Source organism: Streptomyces chrestomyceticus JCM 4735 (assembly GCF_003865135.1).
GTDB lineage: Bacteria > Actinomycetota > Actinomycetes > Streptomycetales > Streptomycetaceae > Streptomyces > Streptomyces chrestomyceticus.
The window spans coordinates 5,821,640-5,842,674 of the sequence record NZ_BHZC01000001.1 but is presented as its reverse complement, the minus strand read 5'-3'; the positions used below and the strand labels follow the sequence as shown (position 1 = coordinate 5,842,674).

The window sequence follows — 21,035 nt, the reverse complement described above, 5'->3', positions numbered from 1 at the left end:
GGTAGTTGCGTGATCCTCTTCCTCGCCGCCCGGCCCGTGACCGCCCCGCCCGTCCGCCCCGCTACGCCGCCCGCCCGTCGTCGGCGCCGCCGCTCCCCCGCCGCGCTCCGACGCGTACTCGCGCCGTACGGACGGATCTTCGCCGTCCCCGGCACCCGCGCCTTCACCGCCGCCAACCTCCTCGCCCGGCTGCCCATGGGCATGTTCAGCGTCAGCGCGATCCTGATGATCGCCGGGTCGCGCGGCTCGTACGCGCTGGCCGGGGCCGTCACCGCGACAGGGCTCGCGGCGACGGCGGTCGCCGGGCCGTGGACGGCGCGGCTGGTCGACCGGTACGGACAGGCCAGGGTCGCCGTCCCCGCGACGGCACTGGCCGTGCTCGGGTCGCTGGCGCTGCTGCTGTGTGTCCACTTCGGTGCGCCGTCCTGGACGCTGTTCGCCGCGTACGCCTGCACCGCGTCCACACCGAACACCGGCGGCATGGCACGCGCCCGCTGGGCCCACCTCCTGCGGGACGACCCGCGCGCGCTGCACACCGCCAACTCCTTCGAGCAGGCGGCGGACGAGGTGTGCTTCATGCTCGGACCGGTGCTGGCGGCCTTCCTGTGCACCGGGCTCTTCCCGGAGGCGGGCACGCTGACCGGCGCGGTGCTGCTGCTGACGGGCGTGCTGCTGTTCGCCGCCCAGCGCCGTACGGAGCCGCCGGTCGCACCCGCGTCCGCCCGCCACGGCGCCGGACAACTGGTGACGTCGCTGCTCCCCCTCCTGCTGACCTTCCTTGCCACCGGCGCGGTCTTCGGCTCGCTGGAGGTCGTCACGATCGGTTTCACCGACGCGCACGGGCAGCGCGCCGTGGCGGGCGCGCTGCTCGCCCTCCAGGCGGCCGGGTCCTGCGCGGCGGGCCTGCTGTACGGGGTGCTGCGCCCGGCCGGGCCGGCGGACCGCCGCTTCGTACTGTGCGTGACCGCGATGGCCGCGCTGATGTGGCTGCCGTTCGCGGCAGCGGGCGCGGGCGGCGGGGTCCTCCTGGCGGCCGCCCTCCTGCTCGCCGGGATGGCCACGGCGCCGACCATGGTCACCGGGATGGGGCTGATCCAGTCCCGGGTGCCGGCCGGGCGCCTGAACGAGGGCATGACGCTGGCCGTCACGGCGCTGCTGACCGGCATCGCGGCGGGCTCGGCGGGCGGCGGCTGGGCCGTGCAGCACCTGCCCGCCGGCACCCCCGCGGGCTACACCGTGCCCGCCGCGGCGGGCGCCCTGGCCCTGACCGCGGCCGTCACCGCCCACGCCGTACGGGCCCGGCGGCCCGCGTGAGGCCCGGGACCCTACGGCAACGACAAGGGCGGCAACGACAAAGGCCCCGCTGCCTGGGCAGCGGGGCCTTCGCCTCACATGGGGTGACGGGTCCGGGGGCCAGGGCCTCCGGTTCTCCGTCGAGTGGAGATGGCGGGAATCGAACCCGCGTCCAACGGTGCGGAAACAGGGCTTCTCCGAGCGCAGTCCGCTGCGATTTTCTCGGCCCCGGAGATCTCGCGGACAAGTCTCCGACGGGCTCAGTCACTGTGTGATTTCCTCCTAGGACCCGTGACCGGTCCTAGAAGTTTAGTTCCCTAGCTGATGCCAGGATCCGGGTCGGGAACATCCCCGGGCTGACACTTCGCAGGTCGCTACTTAGGCAGCGAGGGCGAAGGAATCGCGCTTGGTGTTGGCGATTATTTTTTGCGACATATGGTTTACGAGATCATTGCCGCTTCCTCGGCTCGCTTCCCCTGCTTCGACATCCGCTGTCGAAACCGATCATCCCCATGTTGTTTTTTCAAGGTGGTGCCTGCACCGGCGTGCGGTGCGTAGCCCATCGTACGTGACCAACGCACGACGATGCCAGCGTATTCCTGCCCGGGGCGGCGGGCCGCGCCGCCGCTCAGGCCCGCTCGCGCCGCTTGGCCGCCGAGATCGCCCGGTCCGCCTCGCGCCGGTCCTGCTGCTCCCGCAGCGTCTGCCGCTTGTCGTACTCCTTCTTGCCCTTGGCGAGCGCGATCTCGACCTTCGCGCGGCCGTTCTTGAAGTACAGCGACAGCGGCACGATCGTGTGGCTGGTCTCCTGCGACTTCGACTCCAGCTTGTCGATCTCCAGGCGGTGCAGCAGCAGCTTGCGCTTGCGGCGCGCACTGTGGTTGGTCCAGGTGCCCTGGGCGTACTCCGGGATGTGCACGTTGTGCAGCCACGCCTCGCCGCGGTCGATCTGCACGAAGCCGTCGACCAGGGACGCCCGGCCCTGGCGCAGCGACTTGACCTCGGTGCCGGTCAGCACCAGCCCGCATTCGTACGTGTCCAGGATGAGGTAGTCGTGCCGCGCCTTCTTGTGCTGGGCGATGAGCTTGCGGCCGGTCCCGTCGTCCTTCTTGTTGTTCTTCTTGTTCGCCTTAGCCATAGTGGCGCCATTTTCGCACTACGCACCGCCCCCAAGGCCACTCAATACCGTGCGCGCGCGGGCCGGGGCATCGTCCTCGGCGATCAGGTCGGGCGTGATGCCGTGCTCGTCCACTTCCCGCCCCGACGGCATGCGGTACCGGCCGACGGTCAGCTCGGCGACCGAGCCGTCCGGCTGCGCGCTGGGAAGCTGCACCGAGCCCTTGCCGAAGGTCGGGGTGCCCACGACGACCGCGCGGCCGCGGTCCTGGAGCGCCCCTGCCAGAAGTTCTCCGGCGCTCATCGTGCCGCCGTCCACCAGGACCGCGACGGGGATGTCCGGGTCACCGCCGCCCTTCGCGTACAGGGCGCGCTGGCTGCCGCGTACGTCGTACGTGGCGACCAGGCCGCCGTCCAGGAAGGCGGAGGCGGCGGTGACCGCCTCGTCCACCAGGCCGCCGGTGTTGCCGCGCAGGTCCAGCAGCACGCCGCCGCGCGGGGAGGCCGTGCGCACCGCCCGGCGGATCTCCTCGCCCGTACCGCTGGTGAAGGCGCCGACCTTGATCCGGGTGGGCCCGTCCGGACCGTCGGGGTGGTCGGTGATCACGTTCTGGTCCCGCAGGCGGGCCCGGCGCAGGGTCTCGGTCCACTGCCTCGTACCGCGCCCCAGCTCCAGGGTGACGCCGCTCCCGGCGCCCGGCGCCGCGCCCTCGGCGGCCGGTCCGGCGTCACCGCGCAGCCGCGCCACGACCTCGGTGACCGGGCTGCCCCGGGAGGCCACGCCGTCCACCGCGCGCAGCTCGTCGCCGGGGCGCAGGCCGGCCGCCGCCGCGGGGCTGCCGGGCCGTACCCGGGAGACCAGGGCGCGGCCGTCCGGCGCCTGTCGCAGCCACAGGCCCACGCCCACGTACTCGCCGCCGAGCTCGCGCTGGAAGTCCTCGTACTCGCGGGCGGAGAACGCCGTGGACCAGCGGTCACCGCTGCGGCTGACGACGTCGTCCGCGGTTCCGGTGCCGTCCGGATGCGCTCCGGCGGGCCGGCCGGCGCGCGCCGGCCGGTGGCCGTGGCCGGCCCCGTCGGCCGCCCGCCCGGACATCTGCTGCCCGTCCGCCGGGTGCCCGGTCTCCTTCCAGGTGCCCGCCGCCGCGCCGGTCGCCAGCACGCTCACGAAGACCAACGTCAGGGCCGCCCCGCGGCGGCTGCGGCGGGGCCGGGCGAACAAACTCGGGCCCGTCATGCCGGTGAGTGTAGGACAGAAAGAAGCGCCGTACGGGGAGTTGACCGTACGGCGCCCTTGGCATACGTCACACCTTGAGGTACTTACGGAGCGCGAAGAACGCGGCGAGCGCCGGCATCAACAGGCCGATCAGCAGCACCAGCGGCAGCACCGCGACGACCGAATCCCAGCCGATGAACTTGATGACCAGAATCTTCGTGGCCAGCCAGTTGTTGATCAGCACCCACTTGCCGCCGACGATCAGCACACACGCGAACACCGCGCCCAGCAGGCCCGCGATGGCCGCCTCCAGGATGAACGGCATCTGGATGTAGAAGCTGGACGCACCCACCAGCCGCATGATCCCGGTCTCCCGCCGCCGGCTGAACGCCGACACCCGCACGGTGTTGACGATCAGCATCAGCGCCACCACCAGCATCAGCGCCATCACCACCAGCGCGGCGATGTTCATGCCGTTCAGGAGGTTGAACAACGGCTCGATGGTGTCCCGCTGGTCCTGCACCTCCTGGACGCCCGGCCGTTCCGAGAAGGCCGATTTGATCACTTCGTACTTCGTGGGGTCCTTGAGCTTGACCCGGAAGGACTCCGGCAACTGGTCGGGGGTGACCAGGCCCGCCACGGGGGTGTCGCCGAACTGCTCCTTGTAGTGCTTGTACGCCTGGTCGCTGGACTCGTACTGCACGTTCTGCACGATCGGCAGCCGGTCCAGTTCGGCCTTGATGTCGTTCTTCTGCTGCTGGGTGGCCGCGCCCTTGGCGCAGTGGGATCCCGTCTCGGCGTCGTTCTTGTTGCAGAAGAAGATGGAGACGTTGACCTTGTCGTACCAATAGCCCTTCATCGTGCTGACCTGGTCGCGCATCAGCAGCGAGGCGCCGAACAGGCCGAGGGAGAGGGCGACGGAGACGATGACCGCGAAGGTCATCGTGAGATTCCGGCGGAGACCGACGCCGATCTCCGACAGGACGAACTGGGCGCGCATGGCGTCCTTTCAGTGCTGGGGGCCGTACACGCTTAGTGCTGGTAGCCGTACACGCCGCGCGACTGGTCACGCACGAGCCGGCCCTTTTCGAGTTCCATGACGCGCTTGCGCATCTGGTCGACGATCTGCTGGTCGTGGGTGGCCATGACCACCGTCGTACCGGTCCGGTTGATCCGGTCCAGCAGCTTCATGATGCCGACCGAGGTCTGCGGGTCGAGGTTGCCGGTGGGCTCGTCCGCGATGAGCAGCAGGGGCCGGTTGACGAACGCCCGCGCGATGGCGACGCGCTGCTGCTCGCCACCGGACAGCTCGCCCGGCATCCGGTCGTCCTTGCCGCCGAGGCCGACGAGGTCGAGGACCTCGGGGACCGTCTTGCGGATCTGGCCGCGCGGCTTGCCGATGACTTCGAGGGCGAAGGCGACGTTCTGCCCCACCGTCTTGTTGGGGAGCAGCCGGAAGTCCTGGAAGACGGTGCCCACCTGGCGCCGCATCTGCGGCACCTTCCAGTTGGAGAGCTTCGCGAGGTCCTTGCCCAGTACGTGCACGGCGCCATGGCTGGCACGCTCCTCCCGCAGGAGCAGACGCAGGAAGGTGGACTTGCCGGAGCCCGAGGAGCCCACCAGGAAGACGAACTCACCGCGCTCGATCTCCAGGGAGACATCCCTGAGGGCGGGGCGGTTCTGCTTCGGGTAGGTCTTGGAGACGTTGTCGAATCGGATCACTGATGCACCACGGTCGACCTGGGTAGCGGCACGGGATGCCCCTGTTGGGGCTCCTGTCGGTGAGCGTGACCCTACGCGAGTCTCGCGCGAAGGCGCAGTCGCCGTTCGGGGTTGGTGCGTTTATTCACGGCATCTACGGGGACAAAACGAGCACATTCCGGCCCGGCGGCGCGGGCAGGCCCGCGGAAAAGGCCGGAAGGCGACCGGGGCGCGCCGTTCCGACGGCGAGCTGGCAAAGTGGTAGGGGAACCAACGTGGTCCCTTGCGCGTTGCAGCGGTTGAGGAGGAGGTCGCATGACGTACGACCGGCTGGTGTGCGCCAACTGCGCGGCCCCTGTGAACGAGGGCCGCTGCCCCGTGTGCCGGGCCAGCAGGGAACGGCTGCAGGAGAACGGGCTGTTCGGCCAGGTGACGCCCGCGGCCCTGGTGGCGCTGCTGGTGGCGCTCGTCGCGCTCGCGGCGCTGCTGCACCAGGCCGCCTGAGACACCCCGGGGGGCCGCGGCCCCGTGTGACGTACCGCGTACGGAGCGTCGCCGCACCCGGCGCGCAGAGGTGATGGAGAACGCCGGAGGGCCCGGAGCGCTGTTCGCGCTCCGGGCCCTCCGTCATGCGCTGCCCCGGGGTGCGGGGCGGGGCCTGGGTCAGGCCGCGGCCGCGCCGCCGTTCTTGTTGATCAGGCGCGGCATCAGGCGGAAGCCGATGCCACCGGCGATCATCGTCGCCGCGCCGACGAGCAGGAAGGTGGTGCCGGAGGCACCGGTCTCCGCCAGCTCGCCGCCCTTAGCCTGCTGCTGCGGCTGGCCGGGGGTGTCCACGATCTGCTGGCTGCCCTCGCCGGGCTGCTCGATCGGCTTGCTGCCCTCGTTGTCGGTACCGGTGCCGGTGCCGTCGTCGCTGCCGCCGGTGGAGGAGCCGCCGGTGCTGCCGGTGCTGCCGTTGCTGCCGTTGCTGCCGGAGGAGGAGCCGCCGGACTGGCCGCCGTTCCCGTTGCCGCCGGTCTGGCTGCCGGACTGACCACCGGTCTCGTTACCGCCGGTCTGGCTGCCGCTCTGGCCACCGGTCTCGTTGCCACCGGTCTGGCTGCCCGACTGACCACCAGTCTCGTTACCGCCGGTCTGGCTGCCCGACTGACCACCAGTCTCGTTACCGCCGGTCTGGCTGCCCGACTGACCACCAGTCTCGTTGCCACCGGTCTGGCTGCCCGACTGACCACCAGTCTCGTTGCCACCGGTCTGGCTGCCCGACTGACCACCAGTCTCGTTGCCACCGGTCTGGCTGCCCGACTGACCACCAGTCTCGCTACCGCCGGTCTGGCTGCCGCTCTGGCCACCGGTCTCGTTGCCACCGGTCTGGCTGCCCGACTGACCACCGGTCTCATTGCCACCGGTCTCGCTGCCACCGGTGCCACCGATCTGGCCGGCCGTCTCACTGCCGCCGGAGTCACCGCCGCCGGTGAGCAGGTCGTCGATGAGACCGCCCAGGCCGCCGGAACCACCGGAAGCCGCCGTGGTCGGCTCGTTGCCGACCGCGGAGGCCGCGCCGGCCGCGGTGAGCGACGCGCCGGCCGCGATCACCGCGCCGGCCGCAATACGCGCTACACGCAGCCGCGTCTTTTTCGTCATGTGCTGCTACCCCCAGTAGCTCTACTCATCCATGGAGCATCGCCGTTCGGGGCAGCGGCCGACCCGGGTAGGCGAGTCGCGGTACCGCCCTGCGGCCGTTGCACTCAGTTCCCCGTTCACACGCACGCCCCGGACATACGCATGCCGCGTACCACCCTTCCCAGTTCTCACAGCGTCGTCAAGGTCAAATAAAGGCGCGATGACCGAATTGAGAGGAGTTGCGGGGTCCATGGACGTATGACTGTGACCAAATTGCCACACGGCCACACGGCAGCAAAAAACAACTGCCGCTCAAAAAGCGGCAGTTGTTTTCACAGAAAATCCATGAGCCCTTCAGTCGCGGCTTACCGGTTTATCGACTCGGCGACCGATCGGCCCGGTGACCGGCCCGGTTACTTTCCCTGCTCCTGCTGCTTGCGCCAGCGGATGCCCGCCTCCAGGAAGCCGTCGATGTCGCCGTCGAGCACGGACTGCGGGTTGCCGACCTCGAACTCGGTGCGCAGGTCCTTGACCATCTGGTACGGGTGCAGGACGTACGACCGCATCTGGTTGCCCCAGGAATTGCCGCCGTCGCCCTTGAGCGCGTCCATCTTGGCCTGCTCCTCCTGGCGGCGGCGTTCGAGCAGCTTCGCCTGGAGGACGTTCATCGCGGTCGCCTTGTTCTGGATCTGCGAGCGCTCGTTCTGGCAGGAGACGACGATGCCGGTCGGGATGTGCGTCAGGCGCACCGCGGAGTCGGTCGTGTTGACGCCCTGGCCGCCGGGGCCCGAGGAGCGGTACACGTCGACGCGCAGCTCGGACTCGTCGATCTCGATGTGGTCGGTCTGCTCGACCACCGGCAGCACCTCGACGCCCGCGAAGGACGTCTGGCGGCGGCCCTGGTTGTCGAAGGGCGAGATGCGCACGAGGCGGTGGGTGCCCTGCTCGACGGAGAGGGTGCCGTAGGCGTACGGCACCTGGACGGCGAAGGTGGTCGACTTGATGCCGGCCTCTTCGGCGTACGAGGTCTCGTACAGCTCGGTCTTGTAGCCGTGTCGCTCGGCCCAGCGCAGGTACATGCGCTGGAGCTTCTCGGCGAAGTCGGCGGCGTCCACGCCGCCGGCCTCGGCGCGGATGTTGACGACGGCCTCGCGGGAGTCGTACTCGCCCGACAGCAGCGTGCGGACCTCCAGCTCGTCGACGGCCTTGCGGACGTCGGCCAGCTCCTTCTCGGCCTCGGCACGGGTCTCGTCGTCACCCTCGGCCTCGGCGAGCTCGAAGAGCACACCGACGTCGTCGACCCGGCCGCGCAGCTCCTCGGCCCGGCGGAGCTGGCCCTGGAGGTAGGACAGCCGACTGGTGATCTTCTGTGCGCTCTCCGGGTCGTCCCAGAGGGACGGCGCCGCTGCCTGCTCCTCAAGCGCGGCGATATCGGCCCTCATCTTGTCGAGGTCCAGGACGGCCTCGATCGACCCCATGGTCGAGGAGAGGGACTTCAGCTCTTCGGATACATCGACGACTGCCACGCACCCCAGCCTAACGGCTGCCGCCGCCTGCGTGCCCCGAGCCTCGCGCCGCTCGTGGGGCGGCGGCGCGAGGAGGGCGGCGGGGCGGGGCGTCGTCCGAGGTCAGCGGGTGGGCCGCGGGGTCGCCGGGTCGGATTGCCGGACGCCCGGCTTGGCGTCCTCGCCGGAGTCGCCGTGCTGGGAGGCGAACCAGCCGCCGAGCCCGGCGGCGGCCACCACCGCGGCGGCGGCCAGCCCCAGTTTCACCCGGCGGCGGCGTACCGCCTCGCGGTGCCGGGCCGAGCCGGCCCGGGGCTCGCCCGCGGCGCGCGGGGCGCGGGCCGTGCCGTGCGCACCGCCCGCCAGCTCGTCCGGGCCGGGGACGCGCATGCTGGTGTGCGTCTCGCGGTTCGAGTCGGGGGCGGCCGAGCCGTGGACGAGCGGTACGGCGCCGCGCGGGCGGGAGCCGCCGGGCGCGACCGGCGGGTAGAGGGCCTCGTCGTACGCGCCCGGGGCGGACCCGGCGGCACCGGACACGTACGGGCCGGTGGCGGTGTCCGCCGCCTCCTCGGCGGCCTGGTCGCCGTCGGGCTCGTCGATGTCCAGCGGCGGGTGGCCCGCCAGGCCGGGCAGGATCTCGCGCAGCCGGGTGGCCAGTTCGGGGGCGCGCAGCCGGGAGGCGGGCGCCTTGGCCAGGCACTGCAGGAGCAGTTGCCACAGTTCGTCCGGGATGCCGGGCAGCGGCGCCACGGCCTCGGTGACGTGGCGGCGCAGTACCGCGCCGGGGTGGCCGCCGCCGAACGGGGTGAAGCCGGCGAGCATCTCGTACAGCACCGTGGCGAGCGCGTACACGTCGACGGACGCGCGCGGCGGCAGGCCCTCGATGATCTCGGGCGCGAGGTAGTCGGGGGTGCCGATCACCTTGGCCGAGCGCAGGTTTCCGGCGGCCGGTGGCTGCGGGAGGGCGCGGCGCGGTGTGTCGACGAGGCGGGCGATGCCGAAGTCGGTGAGCAGCGCGGGGTGGGCGCCGCCGGGCCCGAGCGGTCCCTGCATGTCCAGCAGGACGTTCTCGGGCTTGACGTCGCGGTGCACGATGCCGGCCTTGTGGGCGGCGGCGAGGCCGTCGGCCACGTCGGCGGCGACGGCGACGGCGGCCTCCGGGGCGAGCCGCCGCTCCCGCTCCAGGCGGGTGCGCAGGTCCGTGCCGCGGACGAGGTCCATGACCAGGGCGAGGTCGTTGCCGTCGACGACCAGGTCGCGCACGCCGACGACGTGCGGGTGGTCCAGACCCAGCAGCGCCGCGCGCTCCTGGACGAAGCGGCCGACCAGCTCCTGGTCGGCGGCCAGGTCCTCGCGCAGCAGCTTGATGGCGACGGCCCCCTCGGGTCCGTCGCCTAGCCATACCGTGCCGGCACTGCCGCGGCCAAGGATCTGGTGGGCGGTGTACCGGCTGCCGATCTTCCGTGCCAAGACTGCTCCGACGTGTCGGGCCCGCTGAGCGTCCTCAGGGGGCTGAAGGTGGCGTCAAAGCTACGCGGGTGCCGGGGGGTTCCGTGCCCAGGATGGGCCCGGGTATCACTTCTGTGGGGGAAATCGCCCACTGGAAGTCGACAAATCCCCTTGGTCACCGTGCCGGACGCGGGCGCGGCGCTCCCCGGCGGGCGTGCCGGAGCGGCCCCGCGACCCCGGTGGGCACCGGGGCCGCGGGCAGCGGACGTCACTTGAACCAGGTGCCGACGTCGTTGAAGAAGTCCCGGACGCTGCCGATGACGTCGCCGATCTGTTCGAAGTAGCCCTTGCCCGTACCGATCCACTCCTGGAGCGGGGAGAACTCCCAGACCGCCCAGCCGCCGACGAACAGGATCACCAGGACGAAGAGACAGCCCTTCAGGCAGCCCAGGCCGGGGATGCGCATCGGGTTGGCGCTGCGCTGCCGGGGCTCGCGGCGCGGCCGGGGCTCGCGCTCCCGGGGCGGCGGCTCGGGCTCGTAGCGCTGGGGCGGCGGCTGCTGCCGGCGCGGCGCCTGCTGGGGCTGGTGCTGCGGTGGCTGGTAGGGCGCGGGGGCCTGCTGCTGGTACGGCGCGGGCGCCTGCTGCTGGTACTGCGGCGGCGGCTGCTGGGGGCGCCGCTGCGGAGGCTGCGGGGGCTGCTGCGGCTGCGCGGGCTGGCGCTGCAGGCGACGGCGCAGCGGGTCCTGGCCCGGATCCATGTACTGCGTCTGCTCGTTGCGGTCCCGGGCGGCCCGCATCTGGGACTCCCACGGGTGCGGCCCCTCGGGCCGGCCACCGGGCGGGCCCGGCGGTACGGGCGGCATCGCGCGCGTGGGGTCGGCGCCGTTCTGACCGTACCCCTGGCCGTAGTCCTGACCCTGACCGTAATCCTGCCCCTGACCGCCGGGGCCGGAGGAGAGCACCTGGGTGGGGTCGGCGTCCGGGCCGCCGGGTCCGCCCCGGCCACCGGTGGACGGCAGCACGCTGGTCGCCGCGGCCGGGTCGTACGAAGCGCCGGTGGACGGCAGCACCTGGGTGGGGTCGGCGTCGCCCGTACCGCCGGTGCCGGTGCCGGGCACCGTGGCGGGGGACGGGTCCGGCGCCAGCAGCGCGGCGACGCCGAGCGCGGCCTCGGCCTGCGCGGGGGTCGCGTGTACGCCGACGCCCGCGGCGACCGTGCGCAGCGCGCGGGCCAGGTTCTCGGCGCTGGGCCGCTCGCCCGGCTCCTTGCTCAGGCAGCGCTCGATGACCGTCCACAGCGGCTCGGGCACGGTGGACGGACGGCGCGGCTCCTCGCTGAGGTGGCGGTGCAGCACTTCGAGGGCGCTGGCGCCGCCGAACGGCGGGCGGCCGGTGACGAGCTCGTACAGCAGGATGCCGGCGCCATAGATGTCCACGGCGGAGGTCTGCGGGCGGCCCTCGGCGGACTCCGGCGCCACGTAGGCGGGGGTACCGACGAATTCGTGGGTGCGGGTCAGGCCGGGCGAGTCCGCGAGGCGCGCGATGCCGAAGTCGGTGAGCATCGGGTGCAGCTCGGCGGTGTCGCCCTCGCCGGTGCCCTGGAGCAGGACGTTGGCGGGCTTCAGGTCGCGGTGCACCACGCCGTCGGCGTGGCTGGCGGCCAGCGCGTCGGCGATCTGGGCGGTCAGCAGGGCGGCCGCGACGGGGCTGAAGGGGCCGTTGTCGCGGAGGTAGCGGTGCAGGTCGGGGCCGTCGACGAGGTCCATGACCAGGGCGAGCAGGTCGCCCTCGACGACCAGGTCGCGGGTGCGGACGATGTTCGGGTGGGTGAGCCGCAGCAGCACCGAGCGCTCGCGCAGAAAGCGCATGACGACGTCCGCGTCGTGCGCCAGCTCCTCCTTGAGGACCTTGATCGCGACCGTCTCGCCGGGCTCCCCGGCCACCGCGGCCTCGGCCCCGGCCGTCTCCCTCTGACGGGCACGCCAGACGGTGCCCGTGGCGCCGCGTCCCAGCGGCTCCTCAAGCAGGTACTTGCTGCCTACCGGCCGCACGTGCGCTCCCTGGTCGTGATCGATCCTTGCCGGGCCGGTGGGTCGCAGCGGCCCGTCGCCCCACTGTAGTGCCGCCGTACGGGCCGTACGGCGGGACGATCGGGCAGGGCTCGGAGGAAAGACGCGCATTCAGGACAGATGGTTGCGAGCGCACGGGGCCCGGTGTCCACGTCAGGCCGAACAGCGAACGCCGATGATCGAAAACCGGCCGTTCACCGTGCTCGATCAGGTGCTTTTCCGCCCGGGGACGACCGATCAAGATCACTGAGTGATGGTCGGCGGGCGTGTTGTCAGTGGCAGGTGCGAGGATGCACCCAGCACGGAAGCGGTGGGGGTGCGGGGCCTCCGTCGCGCGCGTGCGGCGCGGGAGCACGATCCCCGCGCCCAGGGACTTGTACGTGCCGAGTGCCCGGCGCGGCGGGGGAGGTCACGGGGCCCCTGCCGAACGGTCCGGGCGGAAGGGACCGCTGACGGCGATGCAGATCCGGCTGACCGTCCTCGGGCCGCGCAGCGGCCACCCCACGCGGGTCTGCGACGTCCTCGTCACGGCCCCCGCCGGGACGGCGCTCGCCACGGTCGCGGGCGGCCTCGCGGCCGCCGTGGCCGGGTCCGGCGCGGACATCGGCAGCAGCACCAGCGGCGGCACCGGCAAAGGCGCCGCCGCCCCGGCCGGCTCCGGCGGCACCGTCGTGCTCTACGCGGGCAGCGAGCGGCTGGACCCGCAGCGCGCGGCGGTCGGCGAGCCCCCGCTGATCGACGGCGCGGTGCTCTCCCTCGGCGCCCCCGGCCCGGCCCCGGCGCACGGCCTGCCGCACGGCGCGCCCCGGCTGCGGGTCGTCTCCGGGCCGGACGCCGGCGGGGTCCACCTCCTGCACGGCGGCCAGGGCGCCATCCGCGTCGGCCGCTCCGCCGAGGCGGACGTGCCCCTCGACGATCCGGACGTCTCCCGCCTGCACTGCGCGGTGACGGTCGAACCGGACGGCTCGGTGCTGGTCGCCGACCTCCGCTCGACCAACGGGACGGCCGTCGGCGGCACCGAGGTCGGCGAGCACCCGGTCCCGCTGCCGCCCGGCGCGCTGCTGCGCATCGGCGAGTCCGTGCTGCGCCTCCAGGCCGTGCCCGCCGGGCCCGACCCCGCCCTGGTGTGCGCGCCCGACGGCGAGGGCCAGTTGCGCGTCTCCCAGCAGGACGCCGGCGCCCCGGGGGCCCGGGGTGCCGGGCCTTCCGGCGCTCCCGCCGTCCCCGGCGCGCGGTCCGCCGCGCACGATCAGGACGCCCGGCGGCCCGAGGTGCCGCGCCAGGACGCCCTGCGGTCCGAGGTGCCGCGCCAGGACACCCGGCGTCCCGGGGTGCCGCACCAGAGCTCCCCCGCCGCTCCTCCCGCGGCCCGGAGCGTCCCCGCCCCCGCGCCGTACGCCACCTCGCCGCACGCCCTCACCCCGTACGGCGACCCGCGGCCGCCGGAGGAGCTGCCCGCCGCGTACGACAGCCCGGCGCGCCGCGGCACCCCGCTGCGCGGCACCCCGTACCCCGGCAGCCCCCAGGAGCACTACACGCCGTACGACCCGGACGGCGCCGGTTCGGAGCGGACCCACGGCGGCGGAGAGGATCTGGCCCCGGCCGAGGGGCACGATCCGCGCCAGGAGGAGCCGGCCCCCAGGGCCGCGCGCCGGGGCGGCATCGGGGCCTGGGCCCGTCGGCTGACCGGCGCCCGGCCGGCCGACGGGCGCGCCGGGACCGGCCCCGCCCCCGCACCGACCGTGTGGGAGGAGCAGCAGCGGCAGTCCCAGGCGGCGGCGTCCGGAGCGGCGGACCGGGCGGACGAGCCCGCCGGCGGGCGGCTGAGCCCCGAGGCCGCGGACGAGCGGTGGCCGGACCCGGCGACGGTGCTGCTGACCGCCCTCGGCCCCGGGCCCCGGCTCTGGGAGCGCGGCCCCGACCACCCGGACGCGCTCACCGTCCGGCTCGGCACCGCCCCGCAGGACGGCGGCCGGGCCGCCGTGCCGGTGACCGTCGAGCTGCGCAAGGCGGGCGCCCTGGGGCTCGCCGGGCCGCGCGCCCGGCTCGGCGGCCTCGCACGCGCCGCCGTCGCGCAGCTCGCCGCCCTGCACTCCCCCGCCACCCTGGAGATCGTGCTGGTCAGCACGGACCGCGCGCGGTCCCTGGAGGACCGGCTGGCCGACTGGTCCTGGCTCGGCTGGCTCCCCCAGGTGCGCCCGGCCCACGCCCAGGACTGCCGGCTGCTGCTCGCGTACGAGAAGGAGCAGGCGACGGCCCGTACGGCCGAGCTGGCGCGCCGCCTCGACGACGGTCCGCTGGGCCCGCACTGGGCCGGTGCCGACCGCGCCGCCGTCGCCTCCGCCGCCGCGCGCTACAACGGCCCGTACACCCTCCTGATCGTGGACGGCGACCCCGGCTCGTCGGCGCTGCGCGAGACGACGGCCCGGCTCGCGGCGAACGGCCCGGCGGCCGGCATCCATGTGCTGTGCCTGGCCGAGACGCCCGCCGCCACCCCGGCCTTCCCGCTGTCCGCGACGTACGAGGCGGCCCGCGCGGCGTCGCCCGCGTTCGGCGAGTGCGGCGCGGTCGCGGTGCTGAGCGGCGACGTCGCCACCGCGCTGCGCGTCGTCCAGCCCGGCTCGGGTCCGAACGGCACGGTCGCCGCGGTCGACGCGGTCTCCGGCGCCTGGGCCGAGCGGTTCGCACGCGCCCTCGCGCCGCTGCGCGAGGCGGACACCGGCGAGGGCCTCGGCGGGCGCCCGGCGCGCAGCGCCGCCGTACCGCTGCCGGACACCTCCCGGCTGCTGGACGAGCTGGGCCTCGCACGGGCCACCCCGGCCTCCCTGATGGCCCGTTGGGCCGCCGCCTCGGACCCCGGCCGGGCGGGCGCCGCCGCCGTGCTGGGCGCGGGCCCGCACGGGCCGCTGTGCGCCGATCCGGCCACCGACGCCTGCCATCTGCTGGTGACCGGCGGCCCGGGCAGCGGCAAGACGGAACTGCTGCGCTCGCTGGCCGCCTCGCTCGCCGCCGCCGACCGCCCCGACCTGCTCTCCCTCGTCCTGGTGGACGGCGCGGGCCCGGAGCGCGGCGAGGGGCTGCGGCTCTGCACGGACCTGCCGCACGTGACCACCCATCTGACGGCCTCCGACCCGGTGCGGATGCGGCAGTTCGCGCAGGCGCTCAGCTCCGAGCTGAAGCGGCGCGCCGAGACCCTGGCCGGCACGGACTTCGCCGAGTGGCGGGCCCGGCACCTCCCGGACCCGCGCACCCCGGCGCCCCGCCGCCCCGGCGAGGGCCCGTCCGGCGCGCCGGCCGCCGAGCGGGACACCACCTCGACGGGCACCCTGCGGCTGCGGGCGCGCAGCGCCTCCGGGGCCGGTGCCGAGGCGCAGGCGCCGCAGGCCGCGCCGCTGTCCCGGCTGTTCGTGCTGGTCGACGACTTCGACGCGCTGGTCGCCCCGGCCCTGGGCAGTACGGGCCGTCCGGCGGCCGGTTCGGTGGTGCGGGCGCTGGAGGCGGTGGCGCGGGACGGGGTGGCGCTCGGCGTGCACCTGATAGCGGCCACCGGCCACCCGGACCGTACGGCCGACACGGCCACGGACCGCGCGGCCGGACTGCGGGTGGAGCTGGGCCCGGCGGCGGACGCGGCCGAGCCGGTGCCGCCCGGGCGCGGGCGGCTGCACCGCGCGGCGGACTCCTCCGTCACCCCGTTCCAGGCCGGCCGGGTGACCGGGCGGATACCCCGGACGTCCACGCTCCGCCCCACGGTCGTACCGCTGGAGTGGGAGCGGATGGGCGATCCGCCGGCCCGCCGCCCGCTGCGCGAGCTGGGCAACGGGCCGACCGACCTGGCGCTGCTGGCGAGCGCCCTCCAGCGGGCCGCCCAGTCCTCCGGCGCGCCCGCCGCCCCGCCGCTGCTCTGACGCGCCGCCGCTCCCGGGACAGAAGGCCCGGCCCCGGCGTCCCGGCGCCCGTACGCCGCCCCGGCGTGCCGTACGTGGCGCAATCGTGAGGTGTACGCGAGGGGTAACGGGCCGGTCACGAAAGGCCAGTTGGGGCGGGAGGCGGTATTGCGGGGGCGGTGCTCCGGGCGTAGGACTGTGCCCGGCGGACCGTCACACGGCGCGGACCGCCCCACGGCGCTCGGTGCACCGCACGGGAGGGGTCTACGGGGATGGGCACTTCACGCACACGGCGCGCCGGCGCGCGCGCCACCGCAACCACCCGCGCCGCCCTGGCACTTGCCGCGGCGGGCGCGCTGACACTGACCGCCTGCAGCGGCAACGGCGGCGACGGCGGCAAGAGCAAGGGCGGCAGTGCGGGCAGCAGCGGCGGCGTCTCCGTCCAGCTCCCCAAGCTGACCGGCCAGAAACTCCAGGTCTCGGCGGTCTGGACCGGCCCGGAGCGGGCGAGCTTCCTGAAGGTGCTGGAGGAGTTCGAGAAGCGCACCGGCGCGACGGTCGACTACATTCCCAGCGGCGACGACATGGCCGGCTTCATCGGCTCGAAGGTGGCCGGCGGCGGGCAGCCGGACGTGGCGTTCCCGCCGCAGGTCGGCGTGTTGCGGGAGTTCGCGCGCAAGGGCTGGCTCAAGCCGCTCGGCCCCGAGGCCAAGGAGCAGCTCGCCAAGAACTTCTCCCCGGGCTGGCGGAAGCTGGGCTCGTACAACAGCACCGAGTACGGCGTGTACTACAAGGCCAGCAACAAGTCGCTGGTCTGGTACAACACCAAGGCGTTCGAGGACGCGGGGGTGGCCGAGCCGAAGGACTGGGCGGAGTTCCTCAAGACGGCGCAGACCATCGCGGACTCCGGGGTGCCGCCGGTCTCGGTGGGCGGCGCGGACGGCTGGACGCTGACCGACTGGTTCGAGAACGTCTACCTCTCCCAGGCCGGCCCGGAGAAGTACGACCTGCTGGCCCAGCACAAGATCAAGTGGACCGATCCGTCCGTCACCCAGGCGCTGACCGCGCTGGGCCGCCTCTTCGGCACGCCGGGCCTGCTGGCCGGCGGCAACAGCGGCGCGCTGCAGACCCAGTTCCCGGCGTCGGTCACCCAGACCTTCAGCGGCCAGCCTCCGAAGGCCGCCATGGTCTCCTCCGCCGACTACGCCGCCACCAACATCGCGCAGACCAAGGCCGAGGTCGGCAAGGACGCCAAGGTCTTCCCGTTCCCCGCGGTGGGCTCCCGGTCGCCGGTGGTGACCGGCGGCGACGCGGCGGTGGCCCTGAAGGACACCAAGGGCGCACAGGCCCTGCTCACCTTCCTCGCCTCCACGGACGCCGCGAAGATCTGGGCGCAGGCCGGCGGGTTCATCTCCCCCAACAAGGAGCTGGACCGGGCCGCGTACGCCAACGACACGATGCGCGAGATCGCCGAGGCGCTGATCAAGGCGGGCGACGACTTCCGCTTCGACATGTCCGACCAGGCACCGGCCAGTTTCGGCGGCAAGCCGGGCCAGGGCGAGTGGAAGGACCTCCAGGACTTCCTGAAGAACCCGAAGGACATCGCGGGCACCCAGAAGAAGCTGGAGCAGGACGCCGCCAAGGCGTACGGCAGCTAGCCCGGGGGCTCCGTACGGCGGCGGGCCCCCCGAGGGTCCGCCGCCGCAGCAGCGCACCCACGGTGCGCACCGCCGCCGACCGCATCGACCGGGGGACACCACCATGAACGCTGCGACCGCGGGCGGACCGGCCGGCCCGGTCCGCCCGCGCACCGGCACGCTGCGCCGGGTCAAGAGTGTGGCGGGCACCCGCCCCTGGGTCGCCGCCGTCTTCCTGCTGCCCGCCCTCGTCCTGCTCGGGGCGCTGGTCGTCTACCCCATCGGCTTCTCGGTCTACCGGAGCCTGTTCGACACGTCCGGCGACGGCTTCGTGGGCCTGGGCAACTACGTCGAGCTGTTCTCGGACGAGCGGATCCGGATCGCGCTGAAGAACAACGTCATCTGGGTCGTGGTGGCCCCGACCGTGTCCACCGCGCTCGGCCTGATCTTCGCGGTGCTCACCGAACGGGTCCGCTGGGGCACCGCCTTCAAGCTGGTCGTCTTCATGCCGATGGCGATCTCGATGCTGGCCGCCGGCATCATCTTCCGGCTGGTGTACGACCAGGACCCGGAGCGCGGTGTCGCCAACGCCGTGTGGGTCGGCATCCACGACACGTTCGCGGAGCCCGCGCCGTACCCGGGGGCGAAGCCGCGGCCCAACTCCGGTCTGACGGCGTCCGGGGGCGCGTACACCACGGCGAAGCCGGTGCGCGCGGGCGACCCGGCGAACCTGCCGCTGGTGGCCGTCCAGCCCGGCGACCTGGGCACGGCGCGTCCGGCGACGGCCGCGCGCCCGGAGCCGGGCAAGGTCACCGGCACCGCCTGGCTGGACTTCACCCGAGGTGGCGGCGGCACCCCGAACATCATCGACCGCTCCGAGAAGGGGCTGCCGGGCCTGACCGTCGAGGCGGTCAAGGACGGCCGGACCGTCGCGAGCGCGACCACCGGCCCGGACGGGCGGTTCACGCTGCCCGCCGCGGCGGACGGCGCGCTGCTGCGGCTGCCGGCGGCCAACTTCGCCGAGGCGTACAACGGGGTGAACTGGCTCGGCCCGGCCCTGGTCACCCCGGCCATCATCGGCGCGTACGTGTGGATGTGGGCCGGGTTCGCGATGGTGCTGATCGCGGCGGGCCTGGCCGGGATGCCGCGGGAGCTGCTGGAGGCGGCGCGGGTGGACGGCGCCAACGAGTGGCAGGTCTTCCGCCGGGTGACGGTGCCGCTGCTGGCGCCCGTCCTGATCGTCGTGCTGGTCACGCTCATGATCAACGTGCTGAAGATCTTCGACCTGGTCTACATCATCGCACCGGGCTCCAGCCTCAAGGACGCCAACGTCCTCGCCCTCCAGCTCTTCCAGTCGTCGTTCGGCACGGATGTGGACCAGGGCATCGGCAGCGCCATCGCGGTGTTCCTGCTGCTGCTCGTGCTGCCGGTGATGTACGTCAATCTCCGGCGCCTACGGAAGGAGCGCGGGCGATGACGACCGCCGACGGTGTCGTACGGGCCAAGCAGTCGCTGCCCGCCCGGATCGCGGCCCGCACGGGCGGCGGCGTCCTGCGGATCGTGCTGATCCTGGTCGGGCTGTTCTGGCTGATGCCGACGGTCGGCCTGCTGGTGTCCTCGCTGCGCTCGCCGCAGGACATCGCCGAGTCCGGCTGGTGGACGGTGTTCACCGAGCCCGCCCAGCTCACCTGGGCCAGCTACGGCCATCTCCTGGAGAACGCCAAGGTGATGGACTCGTTGCTGACCACCGCGCTGATCACGGTGCCGGCGACGGTGCTGGTGGTCGTCATCGGGGCGCTGGCCGGGTACGCGTTCGCCTGGATGGACTTCCCCGGGCGCGACGCGTGGTTCATGGTCGTGGTCGGGCTGCTGGTGGTGCCCGTGCAGGTCGCGCTGATTCCCGTCGCCGAGCTGTTCGGCGCGATCGGGCTGTTCGAGACGACGCCCGGTGTGATCCTCTTCCACACCGCCTTCGGCCTGCCGTTCGCGGTGTTCCTGCTGCGCAACTTCTTCGCCGAGATCCCGCGCGAACTGCTGGAGGCGGCCCGGCTGGACGGCGCCAACGAGATCCGCCTGTTCACCCGGGTGGTGCTGCCGCTGGGCGGGCCCGCCATCGCCTCGCTGGGCATCTTCCAGTTCCTGTGGGTGTGGAACGACCTGCTGGTGGCGCTGATCTTCGCGGACAGCGGCAGCCCGCCGATCACGGTCGCGCTCCAGCAGGAGGTACGGCAGTTCGGCAACAACATCGACGTACTGGCGCCCGGCGCGTTCCTGTCGATGGTGGTCCCGCTGGTCGTCTTCTTCGCCTTCCAGCGGCAGTTCGTGTCCGGGGTGATGGCGGGCGCGGTGAAGTGACCGCGTCCGGCGGGTGTCCCCGCAGGGGTACGGGAACGGGCGCGGTGGCGTAAGGGAACGCTGTGCCGTACGCCACTTTCCGTTCACGTTGCTGCCCCACGATGACGGGCACGCCGACGGCGGGTACGGCCGCCTCGGCGCGGGCCGCCGCGCGCCGCACGGACCCGCCCCCTCGACCGTCTGGAGACGGACCGCACATGACTGCCCGCACCGCAGACCTCAGTGACGGACACCTCCCGCGCCCCGGGCGGCTGTCCGACGTCAAGGGCTGGTTCTTCACCGCCGACCAGCTCCTCTTCGACTGGTTCCTGGCCCGCCAGGAGGACCGGGCCGAGCCGGGCGACCTGCTCGAACTCGGCGCCTACCTGGGCAAGAGCGCCATCTTCATGGGCGCCCGGCTGCGTCCCGGCGACCGCTTCACGGTCTGCGACCTGTTCGACTCGCCCGCCGAGGACGCCTCCAACTCCAAGGAGATGGCGAAGTCCTACGCCACCCTGACGCGCCGCGCCTTCGAGGCGAACTACCTGGCCTTCCACGACGAGCTGCCGGAGATCGTGCAGGGCCTCAGCTCCAGCGTGGCGCAGCACGTCGAGCCGGGAAGCTGCCGCTTCGCGCACATCGACGCCTCGCACCTGTACGAGCATGTGCACGGCGACATCGTCACGGTGCGCGACCTGCTCACGCCCCAGGGCATCGTCGTCCTCGACGACTTCCGCGCCGAGCACTGCCCCGGGGTGGCCGCCGCCACCTGGCAGGCGGTCACCGGCCTGGCGCTGCGTCCGATCTGCATCACGCCGACCAAGTTCTACGGCACCTGGGGCGACCCCGCGCCCGTACAGGCGGCGCTGCTGGCGTGGCTGACCGGCCGCGAGGGGGTGTGGCACGAGGTGCAGGAGGTCAACGGGGCGCCGCTGATCCGGCTGAGCGCCAAGAACGCCAAGGAGCCCGCGCACCCGGTCTCCCGGCACCGTACGGAAGCCGCGCGCGACGCCGCCCCGGCCGCCGCTGCTTCCTCCGCCTCCCCCGCTTCCGGTCCACGGGCGCCCGCCCGCGCCGCCGCGACCCGTCCGGCCGCCGCCCGCGCCCGCCGGAGCCCGGCCCGCCGGCTCGCGGTGAACGTCCTGCCGCCGTTCATCACCAAGGCCGTCGTCGCCGCCCGCCGCCGCTCGGCGGCCCGCTGAGCGC

At 73.5% G+C, this 21,035-nt stretch carries 15 protein-coding genes and 1 other RNA gene; 7 read left to right on the top strand and 9 right to left on the bottom strand.

All coding sequences use genetic code 11. The annotated features are described in order from the left end of the window. Positions 1-9: 9 nt before the first annotated feature. Entirely contained in the window at positions 10-1,314 is a 1,305-nt protein-coding gene (locus EJG53_RS25310) for an MFS transporter (RefSeq protein ID WP_125046676.1), read from the top strand. Positions 1,315-1,435: 121 nt separating this feature from the next. Here EJG53_RS25310 and ssrA read toward each other — a convergent pair. From ssrA to ftsE, 5 genes are all read right to left on the bottom strand, one after another. Next, positions 1,436-1,805: a transfer-messenger RNA gene (ssrA, locus tag EJG53_RS25305) on the bottom strand. A 116-nt stretch (positions 1,806-1,921) separates the two neighbouring features. Further along, positions 1,922-2,431, bottom strand: coding sequence for an SsrA-binding protein SmpB (gene smpB / locus EJG53_RS25300; protein WP_125046675.1), 510 nt, complete (start codon positions 2,429-2,431; stop codon positions 1,922-1,924). Between the two features lie 18 nt (positions 2,432-2,449). Beyond that, positions 2,450-3,646 (bottom strand): S41 family peptidase, encoded by a 1,197-nt coding sequence (locus EJG53_RS25295; RefSeq protein ID WP_125046674.1) that lies wholly within the window; start codon positions 3,644-3,646, stop codon positions 2,450-2,452. A gap of 67 nt (positions 3,647-3,713) precedes the next feature. Then, positions 3,714-4,625, bottom strand: a complete 912-nt coding sequence (gene ftsX / locus EJG53_RS25290) for a permease-like cell division protein FtsX (RefSeq protein WP_031007481.1) — start codon at positions 4,623-4,625, stop codon at positions 3,714-3,716. A gap of 32 nt (positions 4,626-4,657) precedes the next feature. After that, positions 4,658-5,347, bottom strand: coding sequence for a cell division ATP-binding protein FtsE (gene ftsE, locus EJG53_RS25285; RefSeq protein ID WP_030025118.1), 690 nt, complete (start codon positions 5,345-5,347; stop codon positions 4,658-4,660). A 294-nt stretch (positions 5,348-5,641) separates the two neighbouring features. On the opposite strand from ftsE, the gene EJG53_RS25280 reads away from it, so the two are divergent. Further along, positions 5,642-5,830, top strand: coding sequence for a hypothetical protein (locus EJG53_RS25280; protein WP_031007483.1), 189 nt, complete (start codon positions 5,642-5,644; stop codon positions 5,828-5,830). A 159-nt stretch (positions 5,831-5,989) separates the two neighbouring features. On the opposite strand, the gene EJG53_RS25275 is transcribed toward EJG53_RS25280, so the two are convergent. From EJG53_RS25275 to EJG53_RS25260, 4 genes are all read right to left on the bottom strand, one after another. Further along, entirely contained in the window at positions 5,990-6,970 is a 981-nt protein-coding gene (locus EJG53_RS25275) for a hypothetical protein (RefSeq protein WP_125046673.1), read from the bottom strand. Between the two features lie 392 nt (positions 6,971-7,362). After that, positions 7,363-8,475 carry a peptide chain release factor 2 gene (gene prfB, locus EJG53_RS25270; protein ID WP_125046672.1) on the bottom strand — a complete coding sequence of 371 codons (1,113 nt, stop codon included), beginning with the start codon at positions 8,473-8,475 and terminating at the stop codon, positions 7,363-7,365. Between the two features lie 102 nt (positions 8,476-8,577). Continuing rightward, complete coding sequence (locus EJG53_RS25265) at positions 8,578-9,924, bottom strand: serine/threonine-protein kinase (protein ID WP_125046671.1); 1,347 nt, start codon at positions 9,922-9,924, stop codon at positions 8,578-8,580. A gap of 247 nt (positions 9,925-10,171) precedes the next feature. Then, positions 10,172-11,956 (bottom strand): serine/threonine-protein kinase, encoded by a 1,785-nt coding sequence (locus EJG53_RS25260; RefSeq protein ID WP_125046670.1) that lies wholly within the window; start codon positions 11,954-11,956, stop codon positions 10,172-10,174. 476 nt (positions 11,957-12,432) lie between these two features. On the opposite strand from EJG53_RS25260, the gene EJG53_RS25255 reads away from it, so the two are divergent. From EJG53_RS25255 to EJG53_RS25235, 5 genes are all read left to right on the top strand, one after another. Further along, positions 12,433-15,879: an FtsK/SpoIIIE domain-containing protein gene (locus tag EJG53_RS25255; protein WP_125046669.1), complete on the top strand. Its 3,447-nt coding sequence runs from the start codon at positions 12,433-12,435 to the stop codon at positions 15,877-15,879. A 251-nt stretch (positions 15,880-16,130) separates the two neighbouring features. Further along, positions 16,131-17,516 carry an ABC transporter substrate-binding protein gene (locus EJG53_RS25250; RefSeq protein WP_125046668.1) on the top strand — a complete coding sequence of 462 codons (1,386 nt, stop codon included), beginning with the start codon at positions 16,131-16,133 and terminating at the stop codon, positions 17,514-17,516. A gap of 103 nt (positions 17,517-17,619) precedes the next feature. Beyond that, positions 17,620-18,972, top strand: coding sequence for a carbohydrate ABC transporter permease (locus EJG53_RS25245; RefSeq protein ID WP_125046667.1), 1,353 nt, complete (start codon positions 17,620-17,622; stop codon positions 18,970-18,972). Beyond that, entirely contained in the window at positions 18,969-19,850 is an 882-nt protein-coding gene (locus tag EJG53_RS25240) for a carbohydrate ABC transporter permease (RefSeq protein ID WP_125046666.1), read from the top strand. The genes EJG53_RS25245 and EJG53_RS25240 overlap by 4 nt, the downstream gene beginning before the upstream one ends. A 197-nt stretch (positions 19,851-20,047) precedes the next feature. Further along, positions 20,048-21,031, top strand: a complete 984-nt coding sequence (locus EJG53_RS25235; RefSeq protein WP_125046665.1) for a class I SAM-dependent methyltransferase — start codon at positions 20,048-20,050, stop codon at positions 21,029-21,031. Positions 21,032-21,035: the final 4 nt, after the last annotated feature.

Excerpts from the sequence above, each read along its gene's own strand:
- smpB (WP_125046675.1), bottom strand. The coding sequence starts at position 2,431 with ATGGCTAAGGCGAACAAGAAGAACAACAAGAAGGACGACGGGACCGGC.
- EJG53_RS25295 (WP_125046674.1), bottom strand. The coding sequence starts at position 3,646 with ATGACGGGCCCGAGTTTGTTCGCCCGGCCCCGCCGCAGCCGCCGCGGG.
- ftsX (WP_031007481.1), bottom strand. The coding sequence starts at position 4,625 with ATGCGCGCCCAGTTCGTCCTGTCGGAGATCGGCGTCGGTCTCCGCCGG.
- EJG53_RS25280 (WP_031007483.1), top strand. The coding sequence starts at position 5,642 with ATGACGTACGACCGGCTGGTGTGCGCCAACTGCGCGGCCCCTGTGAAC.
- EJG53_RS25275 (WP_125046673.1), bottom strand. The coding sequence starts at position 6,970 with ATGACGAAAAAGACGCGGCTGCGTGTAGCGCGTATTGCGGCCGGCGCG.
- EJG53_RS25255 (WP_125046669.1), top strand. The coding sequence starts at position 12,433 with ATGCAGATCCGGCTGACCGTCCTCGGGCCGCGCAGCGGCCACCCCACG.
- EJG53_RS25250 (WP_125046668.1), top strand. The coding sequence starts at position 16,131 with ATGGGCACTTCACGCACACGGCGCGCCGGCGCGCGCGCCACCGCAACC.
- EJG53_RS25245 (WP_125046667.1), top strand. The coding sequence starts at position 17,620 with ATGAACGCTGCGACCGCGGGCGGACCGGCCGGCCCGGTCCGCCCGCGC.
- EJG53_RS25240 (WP_125046666.1), top strand. The coding sequence starts at position 18,969 with ATGACGACCGCCGACGGTGTCGTACGGGCCAAGCAGTCGCTGCCCGCC.
- EJG53_RS25235 (WP_125046665.1), top strand. The coding sequence starts at position 20,048 with ATGACTGCCCGCACCGCAGACCTCAGTGACGGACACCTCCCGCGCCCC.